Here is a 23,173-nt window from a genome sequence, read left to right on the forward strand (position 1 = left end):
GATGGTCATCGGGGCGTTACGGTGTGTCATGGAAGACCTCCGGGTCAGGGTGCGTGTCGTTACCCACCTCGATACCGGGGGTCTTCTCTGACCTCAAATCCCGTTCACAACCTCCCGAGGAACTACATTTAGCAACCACTGCTAACGGGAGTTTCTGCGGCTAAAGCGTGGGCGGGGTTGAAGGACGAGGTGCCGAGCCCTTGAACGCGCCCGGCACCTCGCGCTCCTGCCTCAGACCCCGGCGGGTGCGGGCTCTTTGGTGAGTGGCGTCTCGGCGGGTTCTTCGTGATCGAGCGCCTGCCCGCGGGTCTCCCGCAGCAGCCACGCGCAGACCAGCGAAATGACCCCCGTTGCGCTCAGCAGCAGACCGATTCCCGTACCGCCGTAGGAAGCGCTGATGGCGCTGGCGAGGATCGGCACGATGCCGCCGCCCATAATGCCGCCGATGTTGTAGCCCAGGCCAGCGCCGGTGTAGCGGTAGCGCGGCTTGAACAGCTCGGGCAGATAAGAACCCAGCGGCCCGTAGGCGCAGGCGTAGAACAGCAGCGTGAGGCACTGAGCCAGGGCGAAAGCCGCACCCGTGCCGATTGATATGACGGGGAAGATGAAAAGCGCCCACACCGTGCCCGTGGCAAAGCCGAAGATCAGCAGACGACGCCGTCCGAAGCGGTCGGACAGCCAGCCGGCCAGCACAACCGTCACACCGAGCACCACCGCGGCGAGCATGTTGATCGACAGGACCACGGTGCGCGGCAAGCCGATTCCCTCGGGGTCGGACGCGTAGGACGTGAGGAATGACGTCGACGTGTGGAAGAACGCGAACAGCATGACCAGGCAGCCGCTGGCCAGAAGAACTTCGCGGGCCTGGAAGCGGAACACGTCGATGAACGGCGAGCGCTCACGCGGCCTTGCTTCGTCAGCACTGTCAGCACCTTCTACACCCTGCGCACCCTTGCCACCGCCGGGCGCTGCAGCGATCTCGGCGTCGCGTCTGCGGGCTTCTTCCGCGGCCGCCTGCGCCTGCACAAAAGCCGGGGTTTCGGCAATGCTCAAACGCACCCACAGGCCAATGGCGATCAGCAGGGCCGAGGCCACAAACGGAATTCGCCAGCCGTAGCTCAGAAACGCCTCGGACGAATCCCCGGCAACCAATGCGGAAACGAGGAACGTTGCGTTGGCCAAGAACATCCCGGCGGGTGTGCCCAGCTGCGGAAACGCCCCGTAGAGGCCGCGTTTGTCCTTCGGCGCATACTCGGCGGTCAGCAGCGCGGCACCGGCCCATTCGCCGCCGACCGCGAAGCCCTGCAGGAACCGCAGGGTCACCAGAATGATCGGCGCGGCAATGCCGATCTGGTCCGACGGCGGAATGAGGCCCATGAGCACAGTGGCCACACCCATGATCAGCAGCGTGGAGATGAGCGATTGCTTGCGCCCGATCCTGTCTCCGAAGTGGCCGAAGAAGATCGACCCCACCGGGCGGGCCACAAATCCGACGCCGAAGGTGGCGAAAGACGCCACGAGTGCCGCACCGGAGCCCAGGGCCGGGAAGAACACGGTGGGGAAAACGAGGGCAGCGGCGGTGCCGTAGATGAAGAAGTCGTAGAACTCGATGGTGGTTCCGGCAAAGCTCGCCGCGCGCACGCGGCGCAGCTCACGGGGCGTTGGCTTTCTTGTGCTCCCCACTGCCGAGGTGCCGGTTGCCGAGGCGCCGGGCGGGCTGGCAGCACCGCCGGCGGGTGTCACTGTTGTCGTCATGGTGTCTCCTCTTTTGTTTGAGCCGCGGCTGTGCGGTGATTCGAAGACGACGCTAAAGACTCAGTGCGATAGGGACTGGCGCTGTTTGACACACTGCGACGCGGTTTGTCACATGCCTGTCCCCCGCTGTCACACAGGGCCCACCGGGCGTAATAGAGCTGTCCTGGAGCGTCACAGAACTGCAGTGCCGGAGTCATTGGCTCATCACGGCCGCAGCAAATGTGATCCGGGTCGCGTTTGACAGAAATTGAACACTGTTCAATAGTTGAACGGTGTTCAATTTCAGTGAAATCGCCGATCGCGCAGTCGCGGGAACCCCGGCTTCCTCTGACGAAGCGCTGAGCATCCTGCGCTCTGACGACTCCCAGCTGCTTGACCTCGTTGCCGCCGCCGGGCGCGTGCGCCGCCACCACTTCGGCATGAAGATCAAAGTCAACTACCTGGTCAACCTCAAATCAGGTCTGTGCCCCGAAGACTGCGGCTACTGTTCGCAGCGCTTGGGCTCGGACACTGAGATCCTCAAGTATTCGTGGCTCAAGGGCGACGAAGCCCGCCGCCAGGCCGAGTTCGGACTGGCCGGAGGTGCGTCACGAGTGTGCCTCGTGGCATCCGGCCGCGGACCGTCCAACCGCGACGTTGAGCGGGTTGCCGGCATGACCGAAGACATCAAGGCCAACAACCCAGACGTCGAAATCTGCGCCTGCCTGGGCATCCTCAAAGACGGTCAGGCGCAGCGCCTGCGCGATGCCGGCGTGGACGCCTACAACCACAACCTCAACACCGCCAAGTCACACTACGAGGACATCTGCTCCACACACACGTGGGACGAGCGTGCCGAAACAGTCAGCCGCGCACACGAAGCCGGCATGTCACCCTGTTCCGGGCTGATTGTGGGCATGAGGGAAACCGACGAGCAGATTATCGAAGCGGTCGAATCGCTGCGCGAACTCGGCTCAGACTCCATTCCCGTCAACTTCCTCATCCCGTTTGAGGGAACACCACTGGAAGGCGTCAACTACCTCACACCCACCCAGTGCCTGCGAATTCTGTGCGCCGTTCGACTCATGTGTCCCGACAAGGAGCTGCGCATGGCCGGCGGACGCGAAATGCACCTGAAATCGCTGCAGCCCATGGCCCTGCACGTGGTCAATTCGCTGTTCTTGGGCGACTACCTCACCTCTGAGGGCCAGGCAGCAGAGGACGACCTCAACATGATCGTCGACGGCGGGTTCGAAATCGTCGGCCAGGACGATGCTCGGGCACTGCGCGACCAGCTGCGCGCCCACCGCAGAGCACACGCTCAGGCAATGAACAGTGCCGAAGAAGCGGCACCCGCAGTCTCAGCCCCGGCAACCCTGCCTTGCGGCAAGAGCGCACCCCCTGCCGGCACCTCGGCCGGTGACGGAAGCGTGACCGTCCCCACCATCCGCAGGCGCGGAGCAGGAACGGCCCTGGCCCCGAACGCCTAAGGGACCGACAACAGAACAACCCCGGCAAAAACCGGGGTTGTTCTGCGTAAACGGAAAGTCTGGTCAGAAGCCGAGCGCCATGGCGTCGTTCTGGATGTCGCCGAGGGTGGTGACACTGCAGCTGCCGAAGCCAATGCCCACAACGAACATGACGGCAGTCACAATCCAAGCGAGCTTCTTGTGCTGCTCATAGCCTTCAAGCGGCTGGCCGTTCTTATCGCGGCCAGCACCCACCAGGTAGATGATCAAGTCGATGAGCGACCAAATGCCGAAGCCGCCGAGCGTGATCAGCTTGAGCACGCCAGTGCCGATTTTTCCAAGGTAGAAGCGGTCGATGCCCAGGCTTCCGAGGAACCAGGCCAACAGCCATGTAACAAGGAAGCTTTTCTGCGATGTGTGTGTATTTGTAGTCACAGGACAACAGTAGGCCCACGGGGCCATATGGGCCAAAAGCACCCTGCATAGGCCCGAGGGAATCACCGGACAGACCATCGAGAAACCGCCGCCTGCGGAGTTTCCTGTGGGATGCTGATGCTATGCGCGCTCTCATCGCTGTCGATAAGTTCAAGGGCACCCTGACCGCCGCCGAAGTCACTGACCACCTGCGCCCCGTCTTGGAATCAGCTGGCGTCACCGTCGACGCCACGCCGCTAGCCGACGGGGGCGACGGCACTCTCGAAGCAGCCCAGGCCGCGGGATTTTCCCTGCGCGCGGCAGAGGTCACCGGTCCGCTGGGAGGCACCGTGAGCGCTCGGTGGGCGCTGCGGGGTACGCGGGCGATCATCGAAATGGCCGAAGCCAGCGGCCTGGCGCTCCTTCAGTGTCAAGGCGGCTCTGTTGAACCGGCAACAGCGCGGAATGCCACAAGCATGGGCACGGGAGAGCTCATCGGCCACGCGGTTGCGGCAGGTGCCCGCTCAATTGTGCTGGGGCTTGGAGGTTCGGCCAACACTGACGGCGGGATTGGAATGCTCATGGGGCTTGGCGCCGTGGTTCACGATGCACGCGGCCAGCGTGTTCACGACCCGCGCGGCGCGCTTGCCCACGCTGCGACTGTTGACCTGTCGACCCCACTGCGTCTTCTGGACGGAGTCGAGCTGACAGTGGCGTGCGACGTCGACAATCCGCTGACCGGTCCGCGCGGTGCGGCTGCGGTGTTCGGACCGCAGAAGGGAGCGGACGCACAGGCGGTTGAAGACCTGGATTCTCAGCTGCGGGAATTCGCCCACAAGCTCGGGGACGCGGATACTGCTGCGCGGGCTGGCGCCGGGGCTGCCGGCGGAACGGGGTTTGCGGCTCTGCTGCTGGGCGCGCGCATGGAATCTGGGGCGGATCTCATTCTGGACCTCACCGGCTTCGATGCCGCACTGGCGCAGGCTGATGTCGTCATCACCGGCGAGGGCCGCTTTGATGTGCAGACGCTCAGCGGAAAAGGCCCCGCGGTTGTCATTGAACGCGCCCAGCGGGCAGACCTTCCCGTCTTTGTGGTCTGCGGCTCTGCCGACTCTGAAGTTTCGCACGCGGGCCTGGCGCGACTGCTCCAGCTGACGGACAAGGCCCCGGTCGAACAGGCGATGTCCGATCCAGGGCCCGTGCTCACAGCCGTCGCAGACGACCTGGCTGAAGCCGTCCTCAGCTTTCGCTATCGTCGATGACGTTCTTCTTGCGGGTGAACATCACGAACACCGCAACGAGAGCACCGAGACCGGCAACTGCCAGCAGAATCAGCACAACCGGAGAAACGCCAGAAGCGTCCTGGCTGGCCTCTTCCTGTCCGGAAGCATCCGACTGCTTGCCGTCTTCGGCGTTTTCTTCAGTCTTGTCGTCGCTGGCGCCTTCCTCAGTCTTGTCGCCGTCCTTGACTTCGCCGCCGCTGCCGGCGGAATCAAGCAGAGTGAATTCAACCTTGCCGGAAATGGGGTGTCCGTCCTGGCTCACAACCCGCCAGGCAATCGTGTAATCGCCGGGTTTAAGATCGTCGGGCAAAGCCGCCGTGACGGTCCGGCCCTCAACGGTGATCTCTCCGGCTGAGAAGTCTTCACCGTCTTTTTCCACGCGGATTTCGCTGCCGATGTCCTGGATTTCGCCCGAGTAGTTCAGTTCGATCCATTCGGGCTGCTTGTCCAGTTTGGCTCCCTGCTTGGGGTTCGAGCCGATCAGCTGGTCGTGCGCCTGGGCGGGAACCGAACCGAGTACCAGCGCCAAACTGGCAAAAAGGGCTGCGGCAAGAAACCGCGAAAGCGAAGATCGGGTGGTCATGGCTGCTTCTCCAGTCGATATGCGGGGTGCGGGCGAAAGTCCTTCGCTCAATTGTGTCCCATGCTGTCAGCCGCTGCGATGATTCCGTCCTGTGCACGAGCAAGCTCACGGTAGGTTGTTATGAAATCGTCAGCTGTGCCGTACCAGGGGTCTGCGACATCGGCTGCTGCCGCCGCCTCGGGCTCTTCATGCGCGTTCGCTCCGGGGTCGAACTGGTGAAGCATCCGCACAGGCGGCACATTTCCACCGGCTTGGCGTTCCAACCGGCGAATGCCAGCCACGTGCCGCGACGTCATGGCGACCGCCAGATCAATGTCGTCAAGGTCCTCTGCCCGCAGCTGACGAGGGCTGTGCTCGGTGACGGGAATACCGTTCTTCTCCAATTCTGCGCGCGCCCGATAGTCAATGGGGTTGCCGACTTCTTCGTCGCTTATGCCGAAGGACTCGACTTCGATATCGGTCCGCCCGCGGCCCGCGAGTTCGTGTTTGAGCATCATTTCGGCCATGGCGGAACGGCAGATATTGCCGGTGCAGACAAAGGCAATGCGGAAGGGCTTCATAGTCACTACGATGACACAGCCGGTAGCGTGGATGCCATGACTTCAGCTGATCTGCCCTACGGAGACCCTTCCGCTTCTTTCCGGGACGACCTTTTCCGCCGTGTGAACGGCACGTGGCTGGACACCCACGTCATTCCCGATGACCGCGCCGGCGATGGAGCTATGCGCGGGCTGTTCGACGCGGCCGAAGAAAATGTGCGCACCATCATCACCGAACTGCAGCAGGCGGACTCTGATGGCGACCCCGACACGCAGATGCCAGCGGACCTCTACGCATCGTTCATGGACGTCGACACAATCGAACAGCTCGGCGTGAGCCCCCTGGGCGAACAGTTCAAGGCGATTGCCGACGCCGGCAGCAAGGAAGAACTCGCCGCGGTCATGGGCCGGCTGGAACAGGAGGGCGTCGGCGGTCTGCTGGCCGGCTTCGTGTCTGCAGATGCCAAAAACTCCGAGCGGTACGCGCTGTACTTTGAGCAGGCGGGAATCAGCCTGCCCGATGAGTCCTACTACCGGACCGAAGAGTCCGCGCCGATTCGCGAGGCCTTCCTCGCCCACCTCGAAGCGATGTCTGCCCTCGGCGGGCTGAGTGAATTCTCAGGCCTGTCGGACGCCGACTTCGCCCGCACTGTCTTCGACTTCGAAACCGCCGTTGCCAAGCACCACTGGGACAATGTGCGCACGCGTGATGCCGAAGCCACCTACAATCCGACGACACCCGAACAGCTGCGTGAACTCGCAGCCGGGTTCGACCTCAACTCGTGGCTCGAAGCCCTCGGCATCCAGCCCGAACCCGAACAGTTCATTGTGCGCGAACCCGATTTCGTCACCGGAGCAGCCCAGCTGTGGGACAGCACCGAGCTTCCCACCCTTAAGGCGTGGCTGCTGTTCAGCGTTCTCAGCCGGTACGCAAACTACCTGAGCGCAGACATCGTCGAAGAGGACTTCGGCTTCTTCGGCCGGACCCTCTCAGGCACCCCCGAACTGCGCGAAAGGTGGAAGCGCGGCATCAGCACCGTCGAGGGCCACCTGGGTGAGCTCGTGGGCAAACTCTACGTGCAGAAACACTTCCCTCCGGCATCGAAGAAGGCCATTGCCGAACTGGTCGACAATCTGCTGAAGGCCTATGAGAGCTCGATCAAAGACCTCGACTGGATGACCCAGACAACAAAAGCGCGAGCCCTGGAGAAGCTGTCGAAGTTCTCCGTCAAGGTCGGCTACCCCGATGTGTGGCGGGAGTACAGCTTCACTGTCACAGCCGACGACCTCGTGGGCAATATCCGTCGTTCTTCCCAGGCTGAACACCGCCGTCAGCTCGACCGGATCGGCGGTCCTGTTGACCACACCGAATGGTTCATGACTCCGCAGACAGTCAACGCCTACTTCCACCCGGTGCTCAATGAAATCGTGTTCCCCGCAGCAATCCTGCAGCCGCCCATGTTCGACGCCGAAGCTTCCGCAGCGGCCAACTACGGGGCGATCGGAGCGGTCATCGGCCACGAAATCGGCCACGGCTTCGACGACCAGGGATCCCGCTACGACGGTGACGGCAACCTCGTCAACTGGTGGACCGACGAAGACCGAGCGGGCTTTGAGCAGCGCACCCGCAAGCTCATCGACCAGTATTCGGCTCTGTCCCCGTGGGAAGTCACGGACGGCAGCACCGTCAACGGCGAACTGACGATCGGCGAGAACATCGGCGACCTCGGCGGTTTGGGGATCAGCTGGAAGGCCCTGCAGCTTGCTGCCCACGACAGCGGCCAGCCGCTGACCCAGGCTGACCGCGAAGCATTCTTCTGCCAGTGGGCCGCCGCGTGGCGTTCGAAGTTCCGCGAAGAAGAGCGCAAACGCCGTCTGGCAATCGACCCCCATTCGCCGGAGGAGTTCCGCTGCAACCAGGTGGTGAAGAACATGGATGCCTTTGCCGAAACCTTCGGAACACAGCCCGGCGACGGCATGTACCTGGCTCCGGAAGAGCGCGTAACCATCTGGTGACGCACTTCACCGGCACTGACGAAACTCTCAGAAACATCTTTTTAGCGTGAGGTTATGAAGAAGAGCCCTCTGGTGTCCTCTGTCCGGGCCGCTGCCGTCATCGGCGGTTCACTCGCACTCGTCCTCAGCGGCTGTGCCATCAAGGACGGCGCATCGCGCGAATCTCCCACAGCGCAGCAGGAGGCCACACCTTCCGAGGAGCCGCCCGGCGGCATCGCCACGGTCGGCGGCCAGGATTCCGCACAGTCGGCCGAAGCGGCGCGTACTGCCGTTCTCACCGCCGTTGCGGACGTCGATGACAGCGGTCAGGCCGTTGGCCTGAAAGCAGAAGATGACGGCTGGCTGATCACCGTCTACAGCGACGGGAAGAACACGCCGGTTCACGTCAGCGCTGACGGCGCAGAGGTCACCGGCAAGGACAAGGTCGAAGACCCGCCATCCGGTGCCGCGGACCAGTACTCGTCGATGCGCCAGACGGTCGATCAGGCTGTCCAGTCTGCATCGCGCACTGTGCGCGGTGAGGTGGTCGAAGTCGGCCCGGGCAGAAAAGACGGCCAACTGGGCTGGAAGGTCAGCATCGAGCCCGACGGTGCTGACAAACCCAAGGACGTGTACGTCCACCACCGCTCCGGCGACGTCCTCTGACGCGACGTCCTCCGGCGTGCCGACCTCCGACAGTCCCAAAAGCGCACGTATTCACTGACCAACACTCAGAGAAAGGACAGTGACACACCACATGACTAAGCTTTCCACCCTCCTTGCCGCATCGGCTGCCGCCGGAGCACTCGCCCTGACCGGCTGTGGAAACTCCGAAGGAGACCAGCAGTCCAACGACGCCCAGCAGCAGTCGACCACACAGGCTGAGAGCCCCAGCACCGAGTCTGCAGGCGACTCGCAGAGCGAAAAGGGCGGTTCAGTCCAGACCGCGCAGTCGGCAATTGAGCTGGCTGAAAAGGAAATCGACGGCAAGGCCACCGAACTCGACTTCGATGACAGCCGGTGGGAAATCAATGTCATCAAGGGCTCGGAAAAGCACGAAGTCGTCGTCAGCCCCGAGGGCACCGAGGTCGTCAAGAAGGAAAAGGACGACGACCCCGCCGACCAGGAAGACGTCGACGCGCTGAAGAAGGTGAAGACTCCCCTCAAGGACGCTCTCGGCACAGCCGTTGACGAAAAGGGCGGCGGCACAGTCGACGAAGCCGACCTGACGACCGGTTCCTCCCCCGCGTGGGAGGTTGAGGTGTACCCCGAAGGCGAAACCGATTCGGTTGACGTCTACGTTTCGGCCGCTGACGGCAAGGTGACCGACAAGTGACGAACTCTGCTGTCTAGAGCAAAGATTGCGGCAGCAATCGCGATTGTTGCCGCAGTCTGCCCCTCGGCAGCAGAATCCCCAAGCACCAAAGACACGAGGTGCCGCCCGGCTGGAACCGGACGGCACCTCGACTGGTTACGGGACCTGAACCCGCTCAGCTGCGCTCGGTGTGGATCATGCGGATGAAGCGGTTGACCAGGTCGTTCCAGGAGCGGATGAGTGAATCGTCTTCGACTTCCGTGCTCGCGCGCAGACGGCCCAGTGGGGCATTGGGGTTTGTGACCAGGCTGCGGAACAGGGCGTCTTGGGCAACGTCGTCGCTGAGGCTGACTTCGACCGAATCGACCGCCCCGACTACCGACTGCGGCACCGGGAGGTCACCCCCGTCGATCTGCGCACCAGCGGCCACTTCCATCAGACGGCAGGCGTCTCCGACGGCAATTGTCGGGATGTGCGAGCTGATCGCGTCGTCGAGGAACCCGATGACGTCGTCACGTGAAACCGCCCACCCCTGCTCGTCGTCGGCAAAGCCGAAGACGATGACGCCCTGGTAGCCGATGGGGCTGGGCATCAGCTCGCCTTCGTGCAGGCGCACAAAGTCGCAGCGGATGCCGCCTTCGGACAGCTGGTCGAGTGTGCGTCCGTAGAACAGGTTCGCGCTGGTCTCGACGACGACGATCGGGGTGCGCAGTCCGTTTTCGCTCAGGGTCTGCCGAGGCGCCTGCTCGCCTGCCGTGATCGGCTCGCTGATCCTGTTCTCCGGCACGGGAGCGGGGCAGGTGGCGAAAGGGGTGAAGGCCATGGGGAAGTTGACCGCGCGGTTGAAGTCGACGATGACACGCCCCGATGAATCGGGGGTGCCCACCGACAGGCGCCGCCACTGCGATGTGGTTCCGCCGTTGGTTCCGTCGTAGAAGTCCAGGTGGAGCCCGGTTTCGGGGTGTCCCGTGGCCAGTAGGGTGTGGGCTGTGCCGTGCAGGTCGAATTCGACGGTTCCCACAACATAGGTGCTGATCTGCAAGCCCGGTGCGGCCGTGTCGATCCTCCGCAGCTCCGGTTCGGCATACGGGGTGAACTGCCCCTGGACTGCGAAGCTCGGGTCGATTTCGAAGGTGGGAATGTCGATGAAGCTGCTCAGAAGCTTCGAACGGGAATCGCGAATCCGCAGTCCCATGTAGCCGTCGCGGTTGAGGGCTTCGATGACCACCGTCCCGTCGGTCAACCACATAAGCGATGCACCCTGGGGCAGCCACACGGACTGCCTGCCGGTGTCCATGCTGCGCACAACCTGCACGCGCTCGGCCCTGGGGAAGGTGATGTCGTCTGCCATGACGTCAAGCGCCGCGGCGGTGGGGCCGATCGCACTGCCCGGTTCGGCGTCGAAGTGCAGCCAGTCATTGCTGCGGGTGAACCTGCCGGGGATTTCGCACACTGTGCGTTCGTCACCTTCGGCCAACCAGATGAGGCCCGTCAGCGAGAGCCAACCGTGCTGGGTGGCCAGACTGGCAACGCGGGAGTCGTGCCACTCCTCCCAATCTGCTCTGTACTCTTCCACTGATCACCTTCTGTTGAGCAGTTCCGTGCGAATCAGGAACAACAATAGCGCTGTTGGTTCTGTGAAAACAGGGTTCTACGCCTGCAGCGTGGCCGCCGAAACGTCAATGCGTCGACGGTACATGTTGAGGCAGCTGAGTGCGAAAAGCGCAGCGCAGGCACTCGTGGTCGCAAGGAAGCCAGCACCGGTGCCAAAAGCGTCGATGAGTGAGCCGACGAGCGCGCTGATGAGCGCCTGGCCGACAACGATGCCGGTGGTCATCATCGCCATCACGGTTGTCACTCGGCCCACCGGAGCGACCTCCGCGGCAATCGAAAACAGCGTGACGAGCGCCGGGCCGATGCCCACACCGCACAGCACGAGACCTACGAGAACCGCCGGGAATACCGGCAGGACCGTGAACACAAGGGTCCCCGTGAACGCCACTGCGGCGAACACCATCCAGCGCGCGGCAAAGGTGAAGCCCCGGGGCAGAAGCACAACGGCAAATGCGCACAGCGCTGAACCCACGCCCATCACGGCGTAGTACATACCCGCGGCGGCCGCCTTGTCGAACTGTTCAAGGAAGCTGGTGAGGCTGGCAAGCGTCGAACCGAAGAACATGCCGATGCAGGCCATGCCGGCCGGCGGCAGCAGAACGGACAGCCGGAAGATCTCGGAAGCCGGAGCAACAGCGGGAGTCTCCTGCGCCTCGTCAGCTGTGGACTGTTCCATCATGTTCCGGGCGTGGCCGCGCACAAAGCGGGACGACGGGTGCAAAGCGAAGCCGCTGATCCCGATGAGAGTGGTCAGGGCCGCAACATCGAGCGGCACCACGATGCCGAAGGCCACCGCAATGGCTCCGACAACAATCGGCCCGGCAACGAAAACAGCCTCGTCGGTAAAGGACTCATAGGGCAGAACAACCGATGTGGCCTTCTCGGCCTGCGTGCCGGAATAGGAGCCGCGGATTGCCTCGAGCCAGCGTGAGCGGACCATAGATGCTGCCTGCGGGCTCGTCGCGCCGATCGCGAAGGCCGCCGCGTAGACAGTCCACGTGGCAGCGTCGGCCCGCAGCGCCCAGCCCAAGCCCCACAGCGAAGCCGCGTTCGTGACAGCAAGGCACAGAAGCAGGCCCCGCTGGCCGAAGCGGTCGGCAAACCAGCCGAAGAAAGGGCCTGAAAAGGCTGTGGCTAAGCCCACGAGAGCCGAAGCCACACCGGCTTGCGTATAGGAGCCGCGCACGCCGACGACTGATGTCATGACGGCTACAACCGACATGGCATACGGTAGTTTTGCCAGTATTGCCAGGGGGAAGAAGCCCCAGCCAACCAGCCGCGCTAGACCAGAGAACACCGTGCAAGGCTAACAGGCGGCTCTGAGTCCAGCGCTGTGACGACAAGCTCAGGAGGAGCGCATGTCCACCGCCGCTGAAAAAACAGCCGCGCAGAAGACCGCAGCGCAGAAGACCGCATTGGAACTCGGCGAGTACACCGCGGCATCACCGTCGTCCTACCACGCTGCCGCAGAAGCTGCTCGGCGACTGCAGGCGGCGGGCTTTGAGCTGCTTGACGAAGCCCAGGCGTGGAACCTGGCCCCGGGTGGCCGCTACGTGCTGGTCCGCGATGGCGCCGTAACCGCTTTTGCTCTGCCTGCTGATGTTTCCGCTGGGGATCTGCGCTACCGGGTGTTCGGTGCCCACACGGACTCGCCGGGCTTCAAGCTCAAGCCCGGCTCGGCGCACACCGCGGCAGGCTTCACCCAGGTGGGCGTCGAAGTGTACGGCGGAGTGCTGCTCAATTCGTGGCTCGACCGCGAACTGTGCTTTGCCGGCAGGCTCGCACTGCGCGACGGCACGACCGTGCTGGCGCGCACACCGGGCATCGCACGGATCCCCCAGCTGGCCATTCACTTGGACCGGCAGGTCAACGACGGGCTCAGACTGGACCGTCAGCAGCACACCGTCCCGGTGATCGGCCTGGAGGTGTGCGGCGGCGACGTCATCGAGCTGCTGGCCGAATCCGCCGGTGTTTCCGCAGACCGGCTGGTCGGCCACGATGTCATCACCGCACCCGTGCAGGAAGCCAGCCTGTTCGGAGCCTCGCAGGAGCTTCTGGCTTGTTCGCGCATGGACAACCTGTCCTCCACATTCGCTGGCCTGCGGGCAATGGAAGAACTCGACGCGAACAACCTGACGGCCGTATCGGTATTCATCTCCAACGACCACGAGGAAGTCGGTTCGGAAACCCGCACCGGTGCATCGGGCCCAATGCTTGCAGACATTCTGGAGCGCATCTCGATCAGCGTGGGGGCTGACCGGGAAGAACATCTGAGGGCTGTAGCGGGCTCCATCTGCGTCTCCGCTGACGCGGGCCACGCTGTCCACCCCAACTACCCGGAGCGCCACGACCCGCAGGTGCGGCCGACCCTCGGTGACGGGCTGCTGCTGAAGCTCAACGCGGTTCAGCGCTATGCAACGGATGCTGCGGGCACCGCCGAATGGGCACGCCTGTGTAACGCGGCAGGTGCCCAGTTTCAGCCGTTCGTGTCGAACAACGCCCAGCCCTGCGGTTCCACCATCGGCCCGCTGACGGCCACCCGCCTGGGCATGACTGTCATCGACGCGGGCATTCCGCTTCTGTCGATGCACTCGGCAAGAGAAATGGCGGCCGTCAGCGATATCGAAGCGCTCGTCAGGCTCGCCCACGCGCACCTGGGATGAGGACAGCCGGATGAATGATGCGGAAAGCGCCGAACACGTGAACCGTTTGGCTCATGCGACCTCGCCGTATCTGCGCGCCCACGCCGACCAGCCGGTCGACTGGCACCCGTGGGGCGCGGAGGCCTTTGCCGAAGCCAAACGCCGCGATGCGCCCCTCATGGTGTCCATCGGCTATTCCACGTGTCACTGGTGTCACGTCATGGCGCGGGAGTCCTTCAGCGACACGGACGTCGCAGCGCAGATCAACAAGGACTTCGTTGCCGTCAAAGTGGATCGCGAAGAGCTTCCCGCTGTCGACGAGCAGTACATGAACGCGTTGCAGGCCATGCGCGGTCACGGCGGCTGGCCGCTGACGGCCTTCGCGGACGCTGACGGGGTGCCGTTCTTCCTGGGCACCTATTTTCCACCGCAGCCGCGGATGGGCCAACCGTCGTTTTCCATGGTCCTGCAGGCGGTTGCCAACACGTGGCAAGAGCGGCGAGCGCAGGTTACCGACATCACGGCGAAGATGCGCTCAACCCTGGAGCAGCTGGCGGCTGGCCCCGCCGACCCTGCCGCGCAATCCGAACAGCGACCCCTCGACCGTCCCTTCGAAAGCGCGGTGTCTTCGGACATTCTCAACGCCCAGCACTGGGCGCTTATGGACGAAGCCGACACGACGAACGGGGGTTTCGGCTCGGCGCAGAAGTTCCCGCCGCTCATGTCGCTCATGGCTCTCATCAAGGGTCACCACCGCGGTCCCGAGCGGCTGGGTTTCATCCGCCGCACGTTCTTGTCGATGGCTTCGCGCGGTCTGCGCGACCACGTTGCCGGTGGGATCTTCCGCTACTGCGTCGATCCGCACTGGTCGGTGCCGCACTTCGAGAAGATGCTGTACGACAATGCGCTGTACCTGCGGGCGAGTGCCGCGTGGTTCGGGCTTGAAGAGTCTTTGGCCCCGGGTTCGCGCTGGGCCAGGCTTGCTCGCCGCGAAGCCTATGACACGGCAGAGTTTCTGCTGCGGGACATGCGGTTGGACTCCGGCGGCTTTGCCACCGCGCTGGACGCCGATTCTCTCGACGCGCACGGCCAGCCTGCCGAGGGCGCTTTCTATCTGAAAGATCACGAGGTGGAGCTCACCGGATCTCCCTACGAACCTGTTTTGTCGCAAGGGCTGGGCTATGTGCTTCACGCTCCGGGAATTGAGCAGTGGGCGGAGAATGATGAGACTGACCAGAACAGGGACCGCAGCCAGGTTGAACCGTGGCTGACACAGACGGCGCTGGCTGTCCGCGCGGATCTTCTGCGAGCGCGCGAAAAGCGCACTGCCCCGCTGCGCGATGACAAGCTCATCACGGCGCACACCGCCATGACGGCTTCGGCATTTGCCTTTGCTTCATGCGTTTTTGACGAGCCCGAATGGTCCACTGCCGCTGAAGAGACCTTTGCGGCTGCGGCAGCTTTGCGCACGCAGACCGGTTTGGCTCGCTCTGCTTTTCACGGGGAGCCCGGCCCGGGTGCGGCGGGGCTTGTGGACTGGGCACAGCTGGCAGGGGCCGCGGCGGCACTGGGCCGTGTCAGCACCGCCCGGGAGCTTCTGACCGAACTCAGCAAGCGCTTCTTGGACGGGACAGTGCGGGACTACGAACACGATCCTCTTCTGGCTGCCGGTGGGATGAGCGCATTTGATGACACCGAACCGTCCGGTGTGGCCGCTGCCGCCCACGCGGCCCTGTGCCTGGGACTGCTTGATGAAACAGCCGACGGCACACAGTGGCTGCAGACGGCTGAGCGTCTGGTGCTTGCCGCATCGGACGTCATGTACCGTGCCCCGCGGGCTGCCGGATGGCTGCAGGTCACCGCGGAGGGGCTGCTCAATCCCGTGCGGGTTGAAAGCGCCAACCCACGGCTGCTGAGCATTGGGGCTTGCCACCCTGTGACAACCGTGCTCAGTCGGCAGGCACCGGGAAGTGCTGTCGGCCAGCCGCAGGCGGAGGCAGCAACAGTGTGCCTCGGCCACGAATGCAGCCTGCCCACAGCGGATCCGCAGCAGGTGCGGCGGCTGCTGGACGGCGCCTCGTCATAGAGAAGCGGGCGGGACAGGTCACCCCGCCCCGCCCGCACTGCGCTCCTCGGCTGTCAGACCGCGGCGGTTTCGGCTGATTCGTCGAACACGATCACCTGGCGGATGGCCCGCCCGTCAGCCAGCTGGTCCATCGCCTCGTTGATTTCCGACAGGCGGATGCGCGAGGAGATGAGCTCGTCTACCGGCAGTTTGCCTTCCAGGTAGAGCTGCGCGTAGGTGGGGATGTCGCGGGCGGGCACGGCGGAGCCCAGGTAGGAGCCCTTGACTTCGCGAGCACCGGCGGTCAGCGCCAGCGGGGCGATGGTCGAGGTGGCTGCCGGATTGGGCAGGCCTACCGTCACCATCGACCCGCCGAAGCCGATCGCGTTATAGGCGGTTTCGAAGGCCTTGGCGTTGCCGGCGGCTTCGATCACCCGGTCTGCTGTAATGCCCTGTTCGGCGACTTCCTGCGGTGTGAAAACACGATCAGCGCCGAGTTCCTTGGCGCGGTCGAGTTTTTCTGCAAGCGCGTCGACGGCAATGACCTCTTTGACGTCTTGGGCCAGGGCCACAATGAGGGCGGCCATGCCGACCCCGCCCAGGCCGACGATCATGACGGAGTCCTCCGGGCCGGGCTGGGCGGCGTTGAGCACCGCCCCTCCCCCGGTGAGCACGGCACAGCCGAGCACTGCCGCGATGTCTGCAGGCAATTCCGGCGGCACAACGACCGCGCTGGCCGCATCGACAACCGCGTGGGTGGAAAAGCCGCTGACGCCCAGGTGGTGGTAGACGTTCTCGCCGTCTCGGCTCAGATGCGCCGAACCGTGCAGCAGAACGCCGTCATTGTTGGTCTTCGAACCCACTGAGCACGGGAGCTTGCCGTCTGTGCGGCACTCGCGGCATTCCCCGCAGCGGGGCAGGAATGACATGCTGACCCGATCGCCTACGGAAATGCCTTCGACTTCACTGCCGATCTCTTCGACAATGCCCGCCGATTCATGCCCAAGCAGCATGGGCATGGGACGGGGACGGTTGCCGTCAACCACGGACAGGTCGGAGTGGCAGACTCCCGCCGCTTCGATGCGCACACGGATCTCGGTGGGACCCGGGTCTGCCAGTTCGACCTCGGAAATTCTGATGGGCTGCGACTGCGCATAGGGCCGTTCAGCATCCATGCGCTCAAGCACTGCACCTGTGATCTTCATCGGGAACCTCCTGAAGTTTTGGCGGTGGCCGCCGCACCCGCTTTGGGTGCAGGACGCGCGGGACCGAAAGCTGCGCGAGCCAGAGCGTCACTGCCAGCGTCACCGGCGCGAACTGGACTCGCCTCGAATTTTCCTTCGTGGGCGATGACCGGGCGGCGGTCACCTCCGAGTTCCGGATACTTCTCTTCGAGCTTTTCGCGTTTGCGCATTTCTTTGTGCCACCCGCGCACGAGGTCGCGGTTGCCGTTGCCAATGCCGCGCCACGTGTTCGGCATTTCGTCGCGAGAACGTCCGGCAGAGGCTGCGTTTCCCCTGTTGACGCGAGTAATCATACGCCGAGTCGGCTCGCCACAAGTGCAGTCTGGTGTTGGCGAGTCCATGGTTTTGAGCATCGCCTCAAAACGATGACCCGCACCGCACTTCACGTCGTAAACGATCATCCTCGCCCCTTAGGAGTAGTAGCCATTTGGCGAGATCTTCATGGTTTTCCGCTGTTCGGCATCGTGGCCGAAAATCATCTTGGCCCCGGTCTGTTCCTGGATCCTGCGGAGCTTGTCGACGGATTCGAGCCACTGAACCGAGTCCCACACGATAGCCGCGCCGATCGCCGGCGGCCCCCAGGAAGCCCCGAGGTACACCGCGTCGGACGTGAAGATGTGCGTCCCATCATTGGGCAGATCAACGCGGAGGCTCATGGTTCCCCACGTGTGACCCGGCGTGTGGATGACCGAAACTCCGGGCGCGATTTCGTCGTCACCGTGGATCGCTTCGAACGGCAGTCCGGCGAAGTCCGAAACCAGGTGCCCACCGGCGCCTTCGCCCTGAATTGACTTCACACCTTCGATTTCATCGGCGTGGCACAAGATTCGCGTCTTGCCGTTGTTGAAGTCCTGGGCGTTGGCGGCGTGGTCGAAGTGGAGGTGCGACAGCACAAGGACGTCAATGTCATCGGGGGTCAGTTCGAGATCAGCGAGGGCGCTGTCAAGATAGCCGGGACCTGCTGGGTCTTCTTGCACCGGGAAAAACTCCTGCATGCCAATAGGAGCCCACCGCTGCTCCCAGTCGCGAGCAACACCGGTGTCCCACAGGATCTTCTGGCCGTCCGTTTCGATGAGGACTGCGTGCGTAGGAGCTTCGCCCCATGGTGGCGGGTCATTTTTCTGGGATCGACTCTTGATGGTGTTCCCACCTTCCAGAAGAAGCCAGGTGAGGTCGCAGTCCATGACACCAGTGGAAAGGAAATGAAGTTTCATATCGCTCATGACAGTGCTCTTTCCGTGATTCGGGCAAATGTAACTGTTGTCGTCGCTGCCAGCAGTCACATTCACGCTATGGCACAGAACACACACGGCATATAGTGATGGCTACATAATTTCAGAGCTTCAATGGAGGTTCATACATGTCGACGCCCAAAGCTCTGACAGCTGGGCATGACCCTCACGTGGTCGATCTGGAGAAGAGCATTGCTTCACTCGTCGAACGCAGCGAACTTCTCAACGAAGTCGGCGAAATCGCCCGCATGATGACCTCCACGCAGGACATTTCACTGGTCATGCACGATATCCTCACCAGAACGCGGCGCCTGACCGGTTCGGATATGGCTTACATTTCACTCAACCGAGGCCGCGAAACCTTTATCCGCTACTCCGTGGGCATACGAACGCAGGGATACCGCGACATCCGCATGCCACTGGGCACGGGTGTCCTCGGGCGAGCCGCGACCGGACGCGAGCCGGTGCGAACCATTGACTACCTCGGCGACCCAAAGCTTCTGCATCTTCCGGACATCGACAAACGCGTTCGAGGCGAAGGCGTTCGCTCGATTCTTGGGATGCCGATGACTCTGCACGGCGTCACTCACGGCGCCCTCTTGATTGCAGACCGTCATCCCGTTGAATACAGCGCCGACGTCAAAGCTGTGCTTGAGACCTTGGCGCTGCACACGGCCGTCGCTTTGGAGTACTCGACTCGTCTTGACGAGGTCGAAGCCGCTCTAGACCGCCTGAACACTCGGCATGAACTCGAGGCTGAGCGCGTGATTGACCTCCAGGAGGTCCTTCAGCTGGAAAGCAGGTTACTGGAGTCGATTATGCGCGGTGACAGTCCTGAGTCAGCGGCAGAAACGGTGCAGAAGCTTCTTGGCGCTCCAGTCACTGTCCTACCTGGGACCGAGGAGCTTCCTTCGGACCTGCACGAGGCGATTCAAACCGCACGACATTCCGCACAGCCGATAACCGTTGATGGCGTGACAGCCGCCTGCGGCCTGGGCGGCGGTGAGCACCTGGCCACACTGATTGTCGAGGCGGAACTTCCGGAGGGATTGTTTCCTCGACTGCAGCGGATCGCCACATTCCTAGGCCTGGCAGTGCTTATGGAACGGGCGCAGAAGGACGAAACAGTCAGAAAAGATCGTGTCCTCCTCGACACGCTCCTGGGCACCATTCCCCACACCCCGGAAACCACCAAGACGGTAGATGAGCTCGGCATTTCTCCTGACAGACCGTTTCGTCTGCTGAGCATTTCCGTAGACAGCAGCCATGAACTCGAAGCCGAACATTCCACCGTTCTTCTGCAAACGCTAAGAGCCGAGCTGGCCCATACTGAACGCTCCGTGGTTGCCCGTCACCACGGCCATATCTGCGCCCTCATTCCAGAAGAGGCGTGGGTGAGGGGCATCCACGAGCGCTGCGAAGAGCTTGTGCGCGGCAAAGTTCCCCATGTTCCCCAGCTTCGTGTCACTGCGGGCATCAGCAGCGCTTTCACAGGCGCGGCAGATGCCCGCGAAGCGCATCGCAACGCTGAACGCGCGCGAAGCATGCTGAAAGTACTGGGGGCCTCAGGCCAGATCGCCGTCGGCGAAGACCTGGGAACCGTAGGGCTTCTTTCTGAAGCTCTCGCAAACCGGCCGGATGCAGAATCACCACTGAAGCATATTGAGCCGCTCCAGGCCTATGACCGCACCCATGGCACGGAGCTTCTGCAGACAGCGTGGGCCGTAGCAGAAACCGGTGCTCGAGTCTCCGAATGCGCCCGACGGCTTCACGTTCACCCGAATACGATCCGTCAGCGCATGGAGCGGATTTCCTCCCTGCTCGGAGCTGACTGGCGAGAACCCGCGCGCTTTCTGGACATCCACGTTGCACTGCGAATGTGGGCACTGGCCCACAACAGCTGAAGCGTTCCCTACAGCGCTCCTCCGGATTTCTCTTTCATGCGGGCGTCCAGACGGGCCGTGTGGTCCTGATCGTGACGGCCCAAAACAAAGTGCAGGACAACGCCGATCGCCACACCCACCAGAGCCGGCACCACCCAGCCGAGCCCATCAGCACCCCACGGCAGCGCGTTGAGTATGGAATCGATCGCATCCCCGCCCAGGCCGGCTTCCTTCAGGCCGCCCAGAACACTGATGACAGCCGTGAAGATGACGGCCAGGCGGTAGACCAGACGGTCACCTCGGAAGAGCTTCTCAAAGAAGTACAGGAGCACCAGCACCAGGGTGACGGGATACACCGCCATCAGCATCGGCAGGGCCAGCGCAATGAGGGCGTCCAGGCCGACATTGGCGAACAGAAAGCCGATCAGCGAAAACACGACCGCCCACACCCGGTAGGACACCTTCGGCACAAGCTCCGAGAAGAACTCCGCCATCGACGACACCAGACCAATCGAAGTGGTCAGGCAGGCCATGATGATGACAGCTGCCAGAAGAGCACCCCCGATGTCACCGAAAAGGGCGCGCGACACCTCGGCCAGCAGCGCTCCGCCGTTGTCCTGTTCGCCCACCGCACCACGGCTTGTGGCCCCGATGTAGCCCAGCGAAATGTAGACCAGCGACAAGCCGATCGACATGACCAGAACAACCCACGGCATCTTCCTGCGGATGACGGTCGGATTGGTCACCCCAACACCGGAAAAGCCCGACACCACGAGAATGCCCAGAACCAGGGCCGCAACAGCATCCACCGTCAGATAGCCCTGGACGAAGCCGGTCTGCAGAGCCGCGTTTGAATAGTCGCCGACCGGTTCGCCGAACCCGCCCAGAGGGCTGATGAGCGCCTTGATCGCAAACACCGCGATGACCAGCACCAGAACCGGGGCGAGCATTTTCCCGATCCAGTCGACAATCTTCGTGGGGTTGGCCGCAAGCACCAGAGTGATGATGAAGAACACCAGCGCGTACAACACCAGCGGCCACTGGGCATCGCCCGCGTTCGGCAGAAGCGGGGCAACCCCCACCTCGTAGGACACGGTTGCGGTGCGCGGAATCCCGAAAGACGGCCCGATGAGCAGGTAGGCGACCACTGTGAACACAACACCGAAAGCGTGACCGACCCGGGCCGATAGGCGGGCCAGTCCGCCCACTCGGGACACCGCCACGAGCGCAAGTGCGGGCAGGCCCACACCCGTCAGAAGAAAACCGAGAATCGCCCACGGGAAGGCGGTTCCCGCCTGCTGGCCCAAAAGCGGCGGGAAGATGATGTTCCCAGCACCCATGAACACTGCGAAGAACATCAGCCCAAGCGTGGTCACTGTTCTGAACGGCACGGTCTGGGTGGTCTGCTTCTGCACGGGATCTCCGTAGTTAGGGGAATGTGAGCACTTCGGGGCAGGAGGTGGGCGCCCGCGGCAGGAATTCACATAAGATTCGAGAACAGAACACTACCCTGCCGCACCCTCAGCACAGTTCAAGACGCCGCGCGTGTTCCCCCTCTCTCCCACAGTCTTCTCATGCCTGTTCTACAGTGGAACGAGTTCTTTCGTGGCCAAGGCGAGCGCTGCAAACAGACGCTTCGTGTGACCACAGCATCCCCATCAACACCCCAGGAGTCCCCTATGGAAGCCTTCAACGAACTATTGTCAACCGTCGATGGATGGTTGGGGTGGCTCCTGCTGTTCGCCCTGCTGCCGCTGGGCCTGTACTTCACGGTGCGCACCGGCGTTGTCCAGCTGCGCCTGCTGCCGGAGATGTTCCGCGTCATCAAAGAACCAGCCGGACGTGACGCTGAGGGCAACAAGAACATCTCACCCTTCCGTGCATTCTCAATCTCAGCGGCTTCGCGCGTGGGCACCGCCAACATCGCCGGTGTGGCCCTGGCAATCTCGGTGGGCGGACCGGGTGCCCTGTTCTGGATGTGGGTGACCGCAATCGTCGGCGGTGCCACCGCGTTCGTGGAGTCCACCCTCGGACAGCTGTACAAAGTGAAAGACGGTGCGGCTTTCCGGGGCGGACCGGCCTACTACATTGCCCGCGGGCTCAAGAGCCCGTGGCTGGGCTCTGTTTTCGCCGTCATTGTGATCGTCACCTACGGCATCGTGTTCAACACCGTGCAGTCGAACTCGATCGTGGATGCCCTGTCCACCTCGTTCGACATGGACGCCCCCACCTTCGGCTTCAAGGCGATCATCGGCATCGTCCTCGGTATCGCCGGCCTGGCGATCTTCCTCGGCGGCGTGCAGCGGATCTCCAACGTCACCGCCTTCATCGTGCCGGTAATGGCAATCCTGTACCTGTTCCTCGGCATTCTGGTGGTCATCGCCAACCTTTCGGCCGTACCGCCGATGCTCGCGCTCATCGTCCAGCAGGCCTTCACCATGGAATCGATCTCCGGTGCCGCATTCGGCGTCATCATCACGCAGGGAATCAAACGCGGGCTTTTCTCCAACGAGGCCGGCATCGGCTCCGTACCGAACGCGGCTGCCACCGCATCGGCTTCCCACCCTGCCAAGCAGGGCCTCGTGCAGGCGCTCGGCGTGTACTTCGACACGATCCTCGTGTGCTCCATCACCGGGTTCATCGTCCTGCTGTCGAACCCCGAATACGATGAAGCGGTCGGCGCTCAGCTGACCCAGACCGCGCTGGCTGCACAGCTTGGCCCGTGGGCGGTGCACTTCCTGACAATCGCGATCTTCTTCTTCGCGTTCTCATCGATCATCGGCAACTACTACTACGGCGAATCGAACCTCGAATTCATCACCAAGTCCAGGGGCGCCATGCTGACCTACCGCTTGGTGGTCATGGCCTCGGTGTTCATCGGCGCAGTCATTGCACTGGAGACCGTGTGGACGGCTGCGAACATCTTCATGGCGATCATGGCCATCATCAACCTGTTCGCCGTGGTCATGCTGTCTGAGAAGGCATTCAAGCTGCTCAAGCACTACACGGAGCAGCGCCGCAGCGGCAAAGCGCCCATTTTCAACCAGAAGGACTTCCCCGAGTTCGACGGGGTGACTGCCTGGGACGGCACCGACGAAGTCACCACCAGGGAATTCTGGGAGAACCAGCGCCAGAAGAAGGCCGACAAAAAGAACAGCTGA

At 63.0% G+C, this 23,173-nt stretch carries 19 protein-coding genes; 9 read left to right on the plus strand and 10 right to left on the minus strand.

Going from position 1 to position 23,173, the window contains the following annotated elements:
- Positions 1–231 precede the first annotated feature (231 nt).
- Complete coding sequence (locus GC119_RS04810; RefSeq protein ID WP_151952583.1) at positions 232–1,755, minus strand: MFS transporter; 1,524 nt, start codon at positions 1,753–1,755, stop codon at positions 232–234.
- Between the two features lie 272 nt (positions 1,756–2,027).
- On the opposite strand from GC119_RS04810, the gene bioB reads away from it, so the two are divergent.
- Complete coding sequence (gene bioB, locus GC119_RS04815) at positions 2,028–3,224, plus strand: biotin synthase BioB (protein WP_151952584.1); 1,197 nt, start codon at positions 2,028–2,030, stop codon at positions 3,222–3,224.
- Positions 3,225–3,287: 63 nt separating this feature from the next.
- On the opposite strand, the gene GC119_RS04820 is transcribed toward bioB, so the two are convergent.
- Positions 3,288–3,638, minus strand: a complete 351-nt coding sequence (locus GC119_RS04820; protein WP_070575700.1) for a TM2 domain-containing protein — start codon at positions 3,636–3,638, stop codon at positions 3,288–3,290.
- Positions 3,639–3,760: 122 nt separating this feature from the next.
- Between GC119_RS04820 and GC119_RS04825 the strand changes: the two genes are divergently transcribed.
- Positions 3,761–4,879, plus strand: a complete 1,119-nt coding sequence (locus tag GC119_RS04825) for a glycerate kinase (RefSeq protein WP_151952585.1) — start codon at positions 3,761–3,763, stop codon at positions 4,877–4,879.
- On the opposite strand, the gene GC119_RS04830 is transcribed toward GC119_RS04825, so the two are convergent.
- On the minus strand, positions 4,857–5,483 hold the full coding sequence (locus GC119_RS04830) for a copper resistance protein CopC (RefSeq protein ID WP_226829263.1): 627 nt from the start codon (positions 5,481–5,483) through the stop codon (positions 4,857–4,859). The genes GC119_RS04825 and GC119_RS04830 overlap by 23 nt on opposite strands.
- Positions 5,484–5,530: 47 nt before the next feature.
- On the minus strand, positions 5,531–6,043 hold the full coding sequence (locus tag GC119_RS04835; protein WP_151952586.1) for a low molecular weight protein-tyrosine-phosphatase: 513 nt from the start codon (positions 6,041–6,043) through the stop codon (positions 5,531–5,533).
- A gap of 36 nt (positions 6,044–6,079) precedes the next feature.
- Between GC119_RS04835 and GC119_RS04840 the strand changes: the two genes are divergently transcribed.
- From GC119_RS04840 to GC119_RS04850, 3 genes are all read left to right on the plus strand, one after another.
- Positions 6,080–8,038, plus strand: a complete 1,959-nt coding sequence (locus GC119_RS04840) for a M13 family metallopeptidase (protein ID WP_151952587.1) — start codon at positions 6,080–6,082, stop codon at positions 8,036–8,038.
- A 54-nt stretch (positions 8,039–8,092) separates the two neighbouring features.
- Positions 8,093–8,683 (plus strand): PepSY domain-containing protein, encoded by a 591-nt coding sequence (locus GC119_RS04845; RefSeq protein ID WP_070575715.1) that lies wholly within the window; start codon positions 8,093–8,095, stop codon positions 8,681–8,683.
- Positions 8,684–8,774: 91 nt separating this feature from the next.
- A complete protein-coding gene (locus tag GC119_RS04850) occupies positions 8,775–9,353 on the plus strand; it encodes a PepSY domain-containing protein (protein WP_151952588.1) in 579 nt (192 codons plus the stop codon).
- A gap of 154 nt (positions 9,354–9,507) precedes the next feature.
- On the opposite strand, the gene GC119_RS04855 is transcribed toward GC119_RS04850, so the two are convergent.
- On the minus strand, positions 9,508–10,908 hold the full coding sequence (locus GC119_RS04855) for a DUF1684 domain-containing protein (protein WP_151952589.1): 1,401 nt from the start codon (positions 10,906–10,908) through the stop codon (positions 9,508–9,510).
- A gap of 75 nt (positions 10,909–10,983) precedes the next feature.
- A complete protein-coding gene (locus GC119_RS04860; RefSeq protein ID WP_141750239.1) occupies positions 10,984–12,168 on the minus strand; it encodes an MFS transporter in 1,185 nt (394 codons plus the stop codon).
- 136 nt (positions 12,169–12,304) lie between these two features.
- Here GC119_RS04860 and GC119_RS04865 point away from each other — a divergent pair, with 136 nt between their 5' ends.
- On the plus strand, positions 12,305–13,609 hold the full coding sequence (locus GC119_RS04865; RefSeq protein WP_151952590.1) for a M18 family aminopeptidase: 1,305 nt from the start codon (positions 12,305–12,307) through the stop codon (positions 13,607–13,609).
- Positions 13,610–13,619: 10 nt separating this feature from the next.
- On the plus strand, positions 13,620–15,674 hold the full coding sequence (locus tag GC119_RS04870; RefSeq protein WP_151952591.1) for a thioredoxin domain-containing protein: 2,055 nt from the start codon (positions 13,620–13,622) through the stop codon (positions 15,672–15,674).
- Between the two features lie 53 nt (positions 15,675–15,727).
- Here GC119_RS04870 and GC119_RS04875 read toward each other — a convergent pair whose 3' ends face one another.
- The 3 genes from GC119_RS04875 to GC119_RS04885 all read right to left on the minus strand — a co-directional run bounded on the left by GC119_RS04875 (position 15,728) and on the right by GC119_RS04885 (position 18,120).
- A complete protein-coding gene (locus GC119_RS04875) occupies positions 15,728–16,858 on the minus strand; it encodes an alcohol dehydrogenase catalytic domain-containing protein (protein WP_151952592.1) in 1,131 nt (376 codons plus the stop codon).
- On the minus strand, positions 16,855–17,190 hold the full coding sequence (locus tag GC119_RS04880; protein ID WP_193215622.1) for a zinc ribbon domain-containing protein: 336 nt from the start codon (positions 17,188–17,190) through the stop codon (positions 16,855–16,857). The genes GC119_RS04875 and GC119_RS04880 overlap by 4 nt, the downstream gene beginning before the upstream one ends.
- A 117-nt stretch (positions 17,191–17,307) precedes the next feature.
- Entirely contained in the window at positions 17,308–18,120 is an 813-nt protein-coding gene (locus GC119_RS04885) for an N-acyl homoserine lactonase family protein (protein WP_070428802.1), read from the minus strand.
- Between the two features lie 137 nt (positions 18,121–18,257).
- On the opposite strand from GC119_RS04885, the gene GC119_RS04890 reads away from it, so the two are divergent.
- Positions 18,258–20,033, plus strand: a complete 1,776-nt coding sequence (locus GC119_RS04890) for a helix-turn-helix domain-containing protein (RefSeq protein ID WP_151952593.1) — start codon at positions 18,258–18,260, stop codon at positions 20,031–20,033.
- A gap of 8 nt (positions 20,034–20,041) precedes the next feature.
- Here the strand turns inward: GC119_RS04890 and brnQ are convergent, their stop codons facing one another.
- Complete coding sequence (brnQ, locus tag GC119_RS04895; protein ID WP_151952594.1) at positions 20,042–21,427, minus strand: branched-chain amino acid transport system II carrier protein; 1,386 nt, start codon at positions 21,425–21,427, stop codon at positions 20,042–20,044.
- A 264-nt stretch (positions 21,428–21,691) separates the two neighbouring features.
- Between brnQ and GC119_RS04900 the strand changes: the two genes are divergently transcribed.
- Positions 21,692–23,173: an alanine/glycine:cation symporter family protein gene (locus tag GC119_RS04900; RefSeq protein WP_151952595.1), complete on the plus strand. Its 1,482-nt coding sequence runs from the start codon at positions 21,692–21,694 to the stop codon at positions 23,171–23,173.

Origin of the sequence: Brevibacterium sp. Marseille-P9724 (assembly GCF_902500275.1) — a bacterium.
Lineage (GTDB): Bacteria > Actinomycetota > Actinomycetes > Actinomycetales > Brevibacteriaceae > Brevibacterium.

Coding starts and splice junctions, on each gene's coding strand:
- GC119_RS04890 (WP_151952593.1), top strand. CDS start 18,258: ATGTCGACGCCCAAAGCTCTGACAGCTGGGCATGACCCTCACGTGGTC.
- GC119_RS04860 (WP_141750239.1), bottom strand. CDS start 12,168: ATGTCGGTTGTAGCCGTCATGACATCAGTCGTCGGCGTGCGCGGCTCC.
- GC119_RS04880 (WP_193215622.1), bottom strand. CDS start 17,190: ATGATTACTCGCGTCAACAGGGGAAACGCAGCCTCTGCCGGACGTTCT.
- GC119_RS04850 (WP_151952588.1), top strand. CDS start 8,775: ATGACTAAGCTTTCCACCCTCCTTGCCGCATCGGCTGCCGCCGGAGCA.
- GC119_RS04845 (WP_070575715.1), top strand. CDS start 8,093: ATGAAGAAGAGCCCTCTGGTGTCCTCTGTCCGGGCCGCTGCCGTCATC.
- GC119_RS04900 (WP_151952595.1), top strand. CDS start 21,692: ATGGAAGCCTTCAACGAACTATTGTCAACCGTCGATGGATGGTTGGGG.
- GC119_RS04835 (WP_151952586.1), bottom strand. CDS start 6,043: ATGAAGCCCTTCCGCATTGCCTTTGTCTGCACCGGCAATATCTGCCGT.
- GC119_RS04885 (WP_070428802.1), bottom strand. CDS start 18,120: ATGAGCGATATGAAACTTCATTTCCTTTCCACTGGTGTCATGGACTGC.
- GC119_RS04810 (WP_151952583.1), bottom strand. CDS start 1,755: ATGACGACAACAGTGACACCCGCCGGCGGTGCTGCCAGCCCGCCCGGC.
- GC119_RS04875 (WP_151952592.1), bottom strand. CDS start 16,858: ATGAAGATCACAGGTGCAGTGCTTGAGCGCATGGATGCTGAACGGCCC.
- GC119_RS04870 (WP_151952591.1), top strand. CDS start 13,620: ATGAATGATGCGGAAAGCGCCGAACACGTGAACCGTTTGGCTCATGCG.
- GC119_RS04840 (WP_151952587.1), top strand. CDS start 6,080: ATGACTTCAGCTGATCTGCCCTACGGAGACCCTTCCGCTTCTTTCCGG.
- GC119_RS04825 (WP_151952585.1), top strand. CDS start 3,761: ATGCGCGCTCTCATCGCTGTCGATAAGTTCAAGGGCACCCTGACCGCC.
- GC119_RS04865 (WP_151952590.1), top strand. CDS start 12,305: ATGTCCACCGCCGCTGAAAAAACAGCCGCGCAGAAGACCGCAGCGCAG.
- GC119_RS04830 (WP_226829263.1), bottom strand. CDS start 5,483: ATGACCACCCGATCTTCGCTTTCGCGGTTTCTTGCCGCAGCCCTTTTT.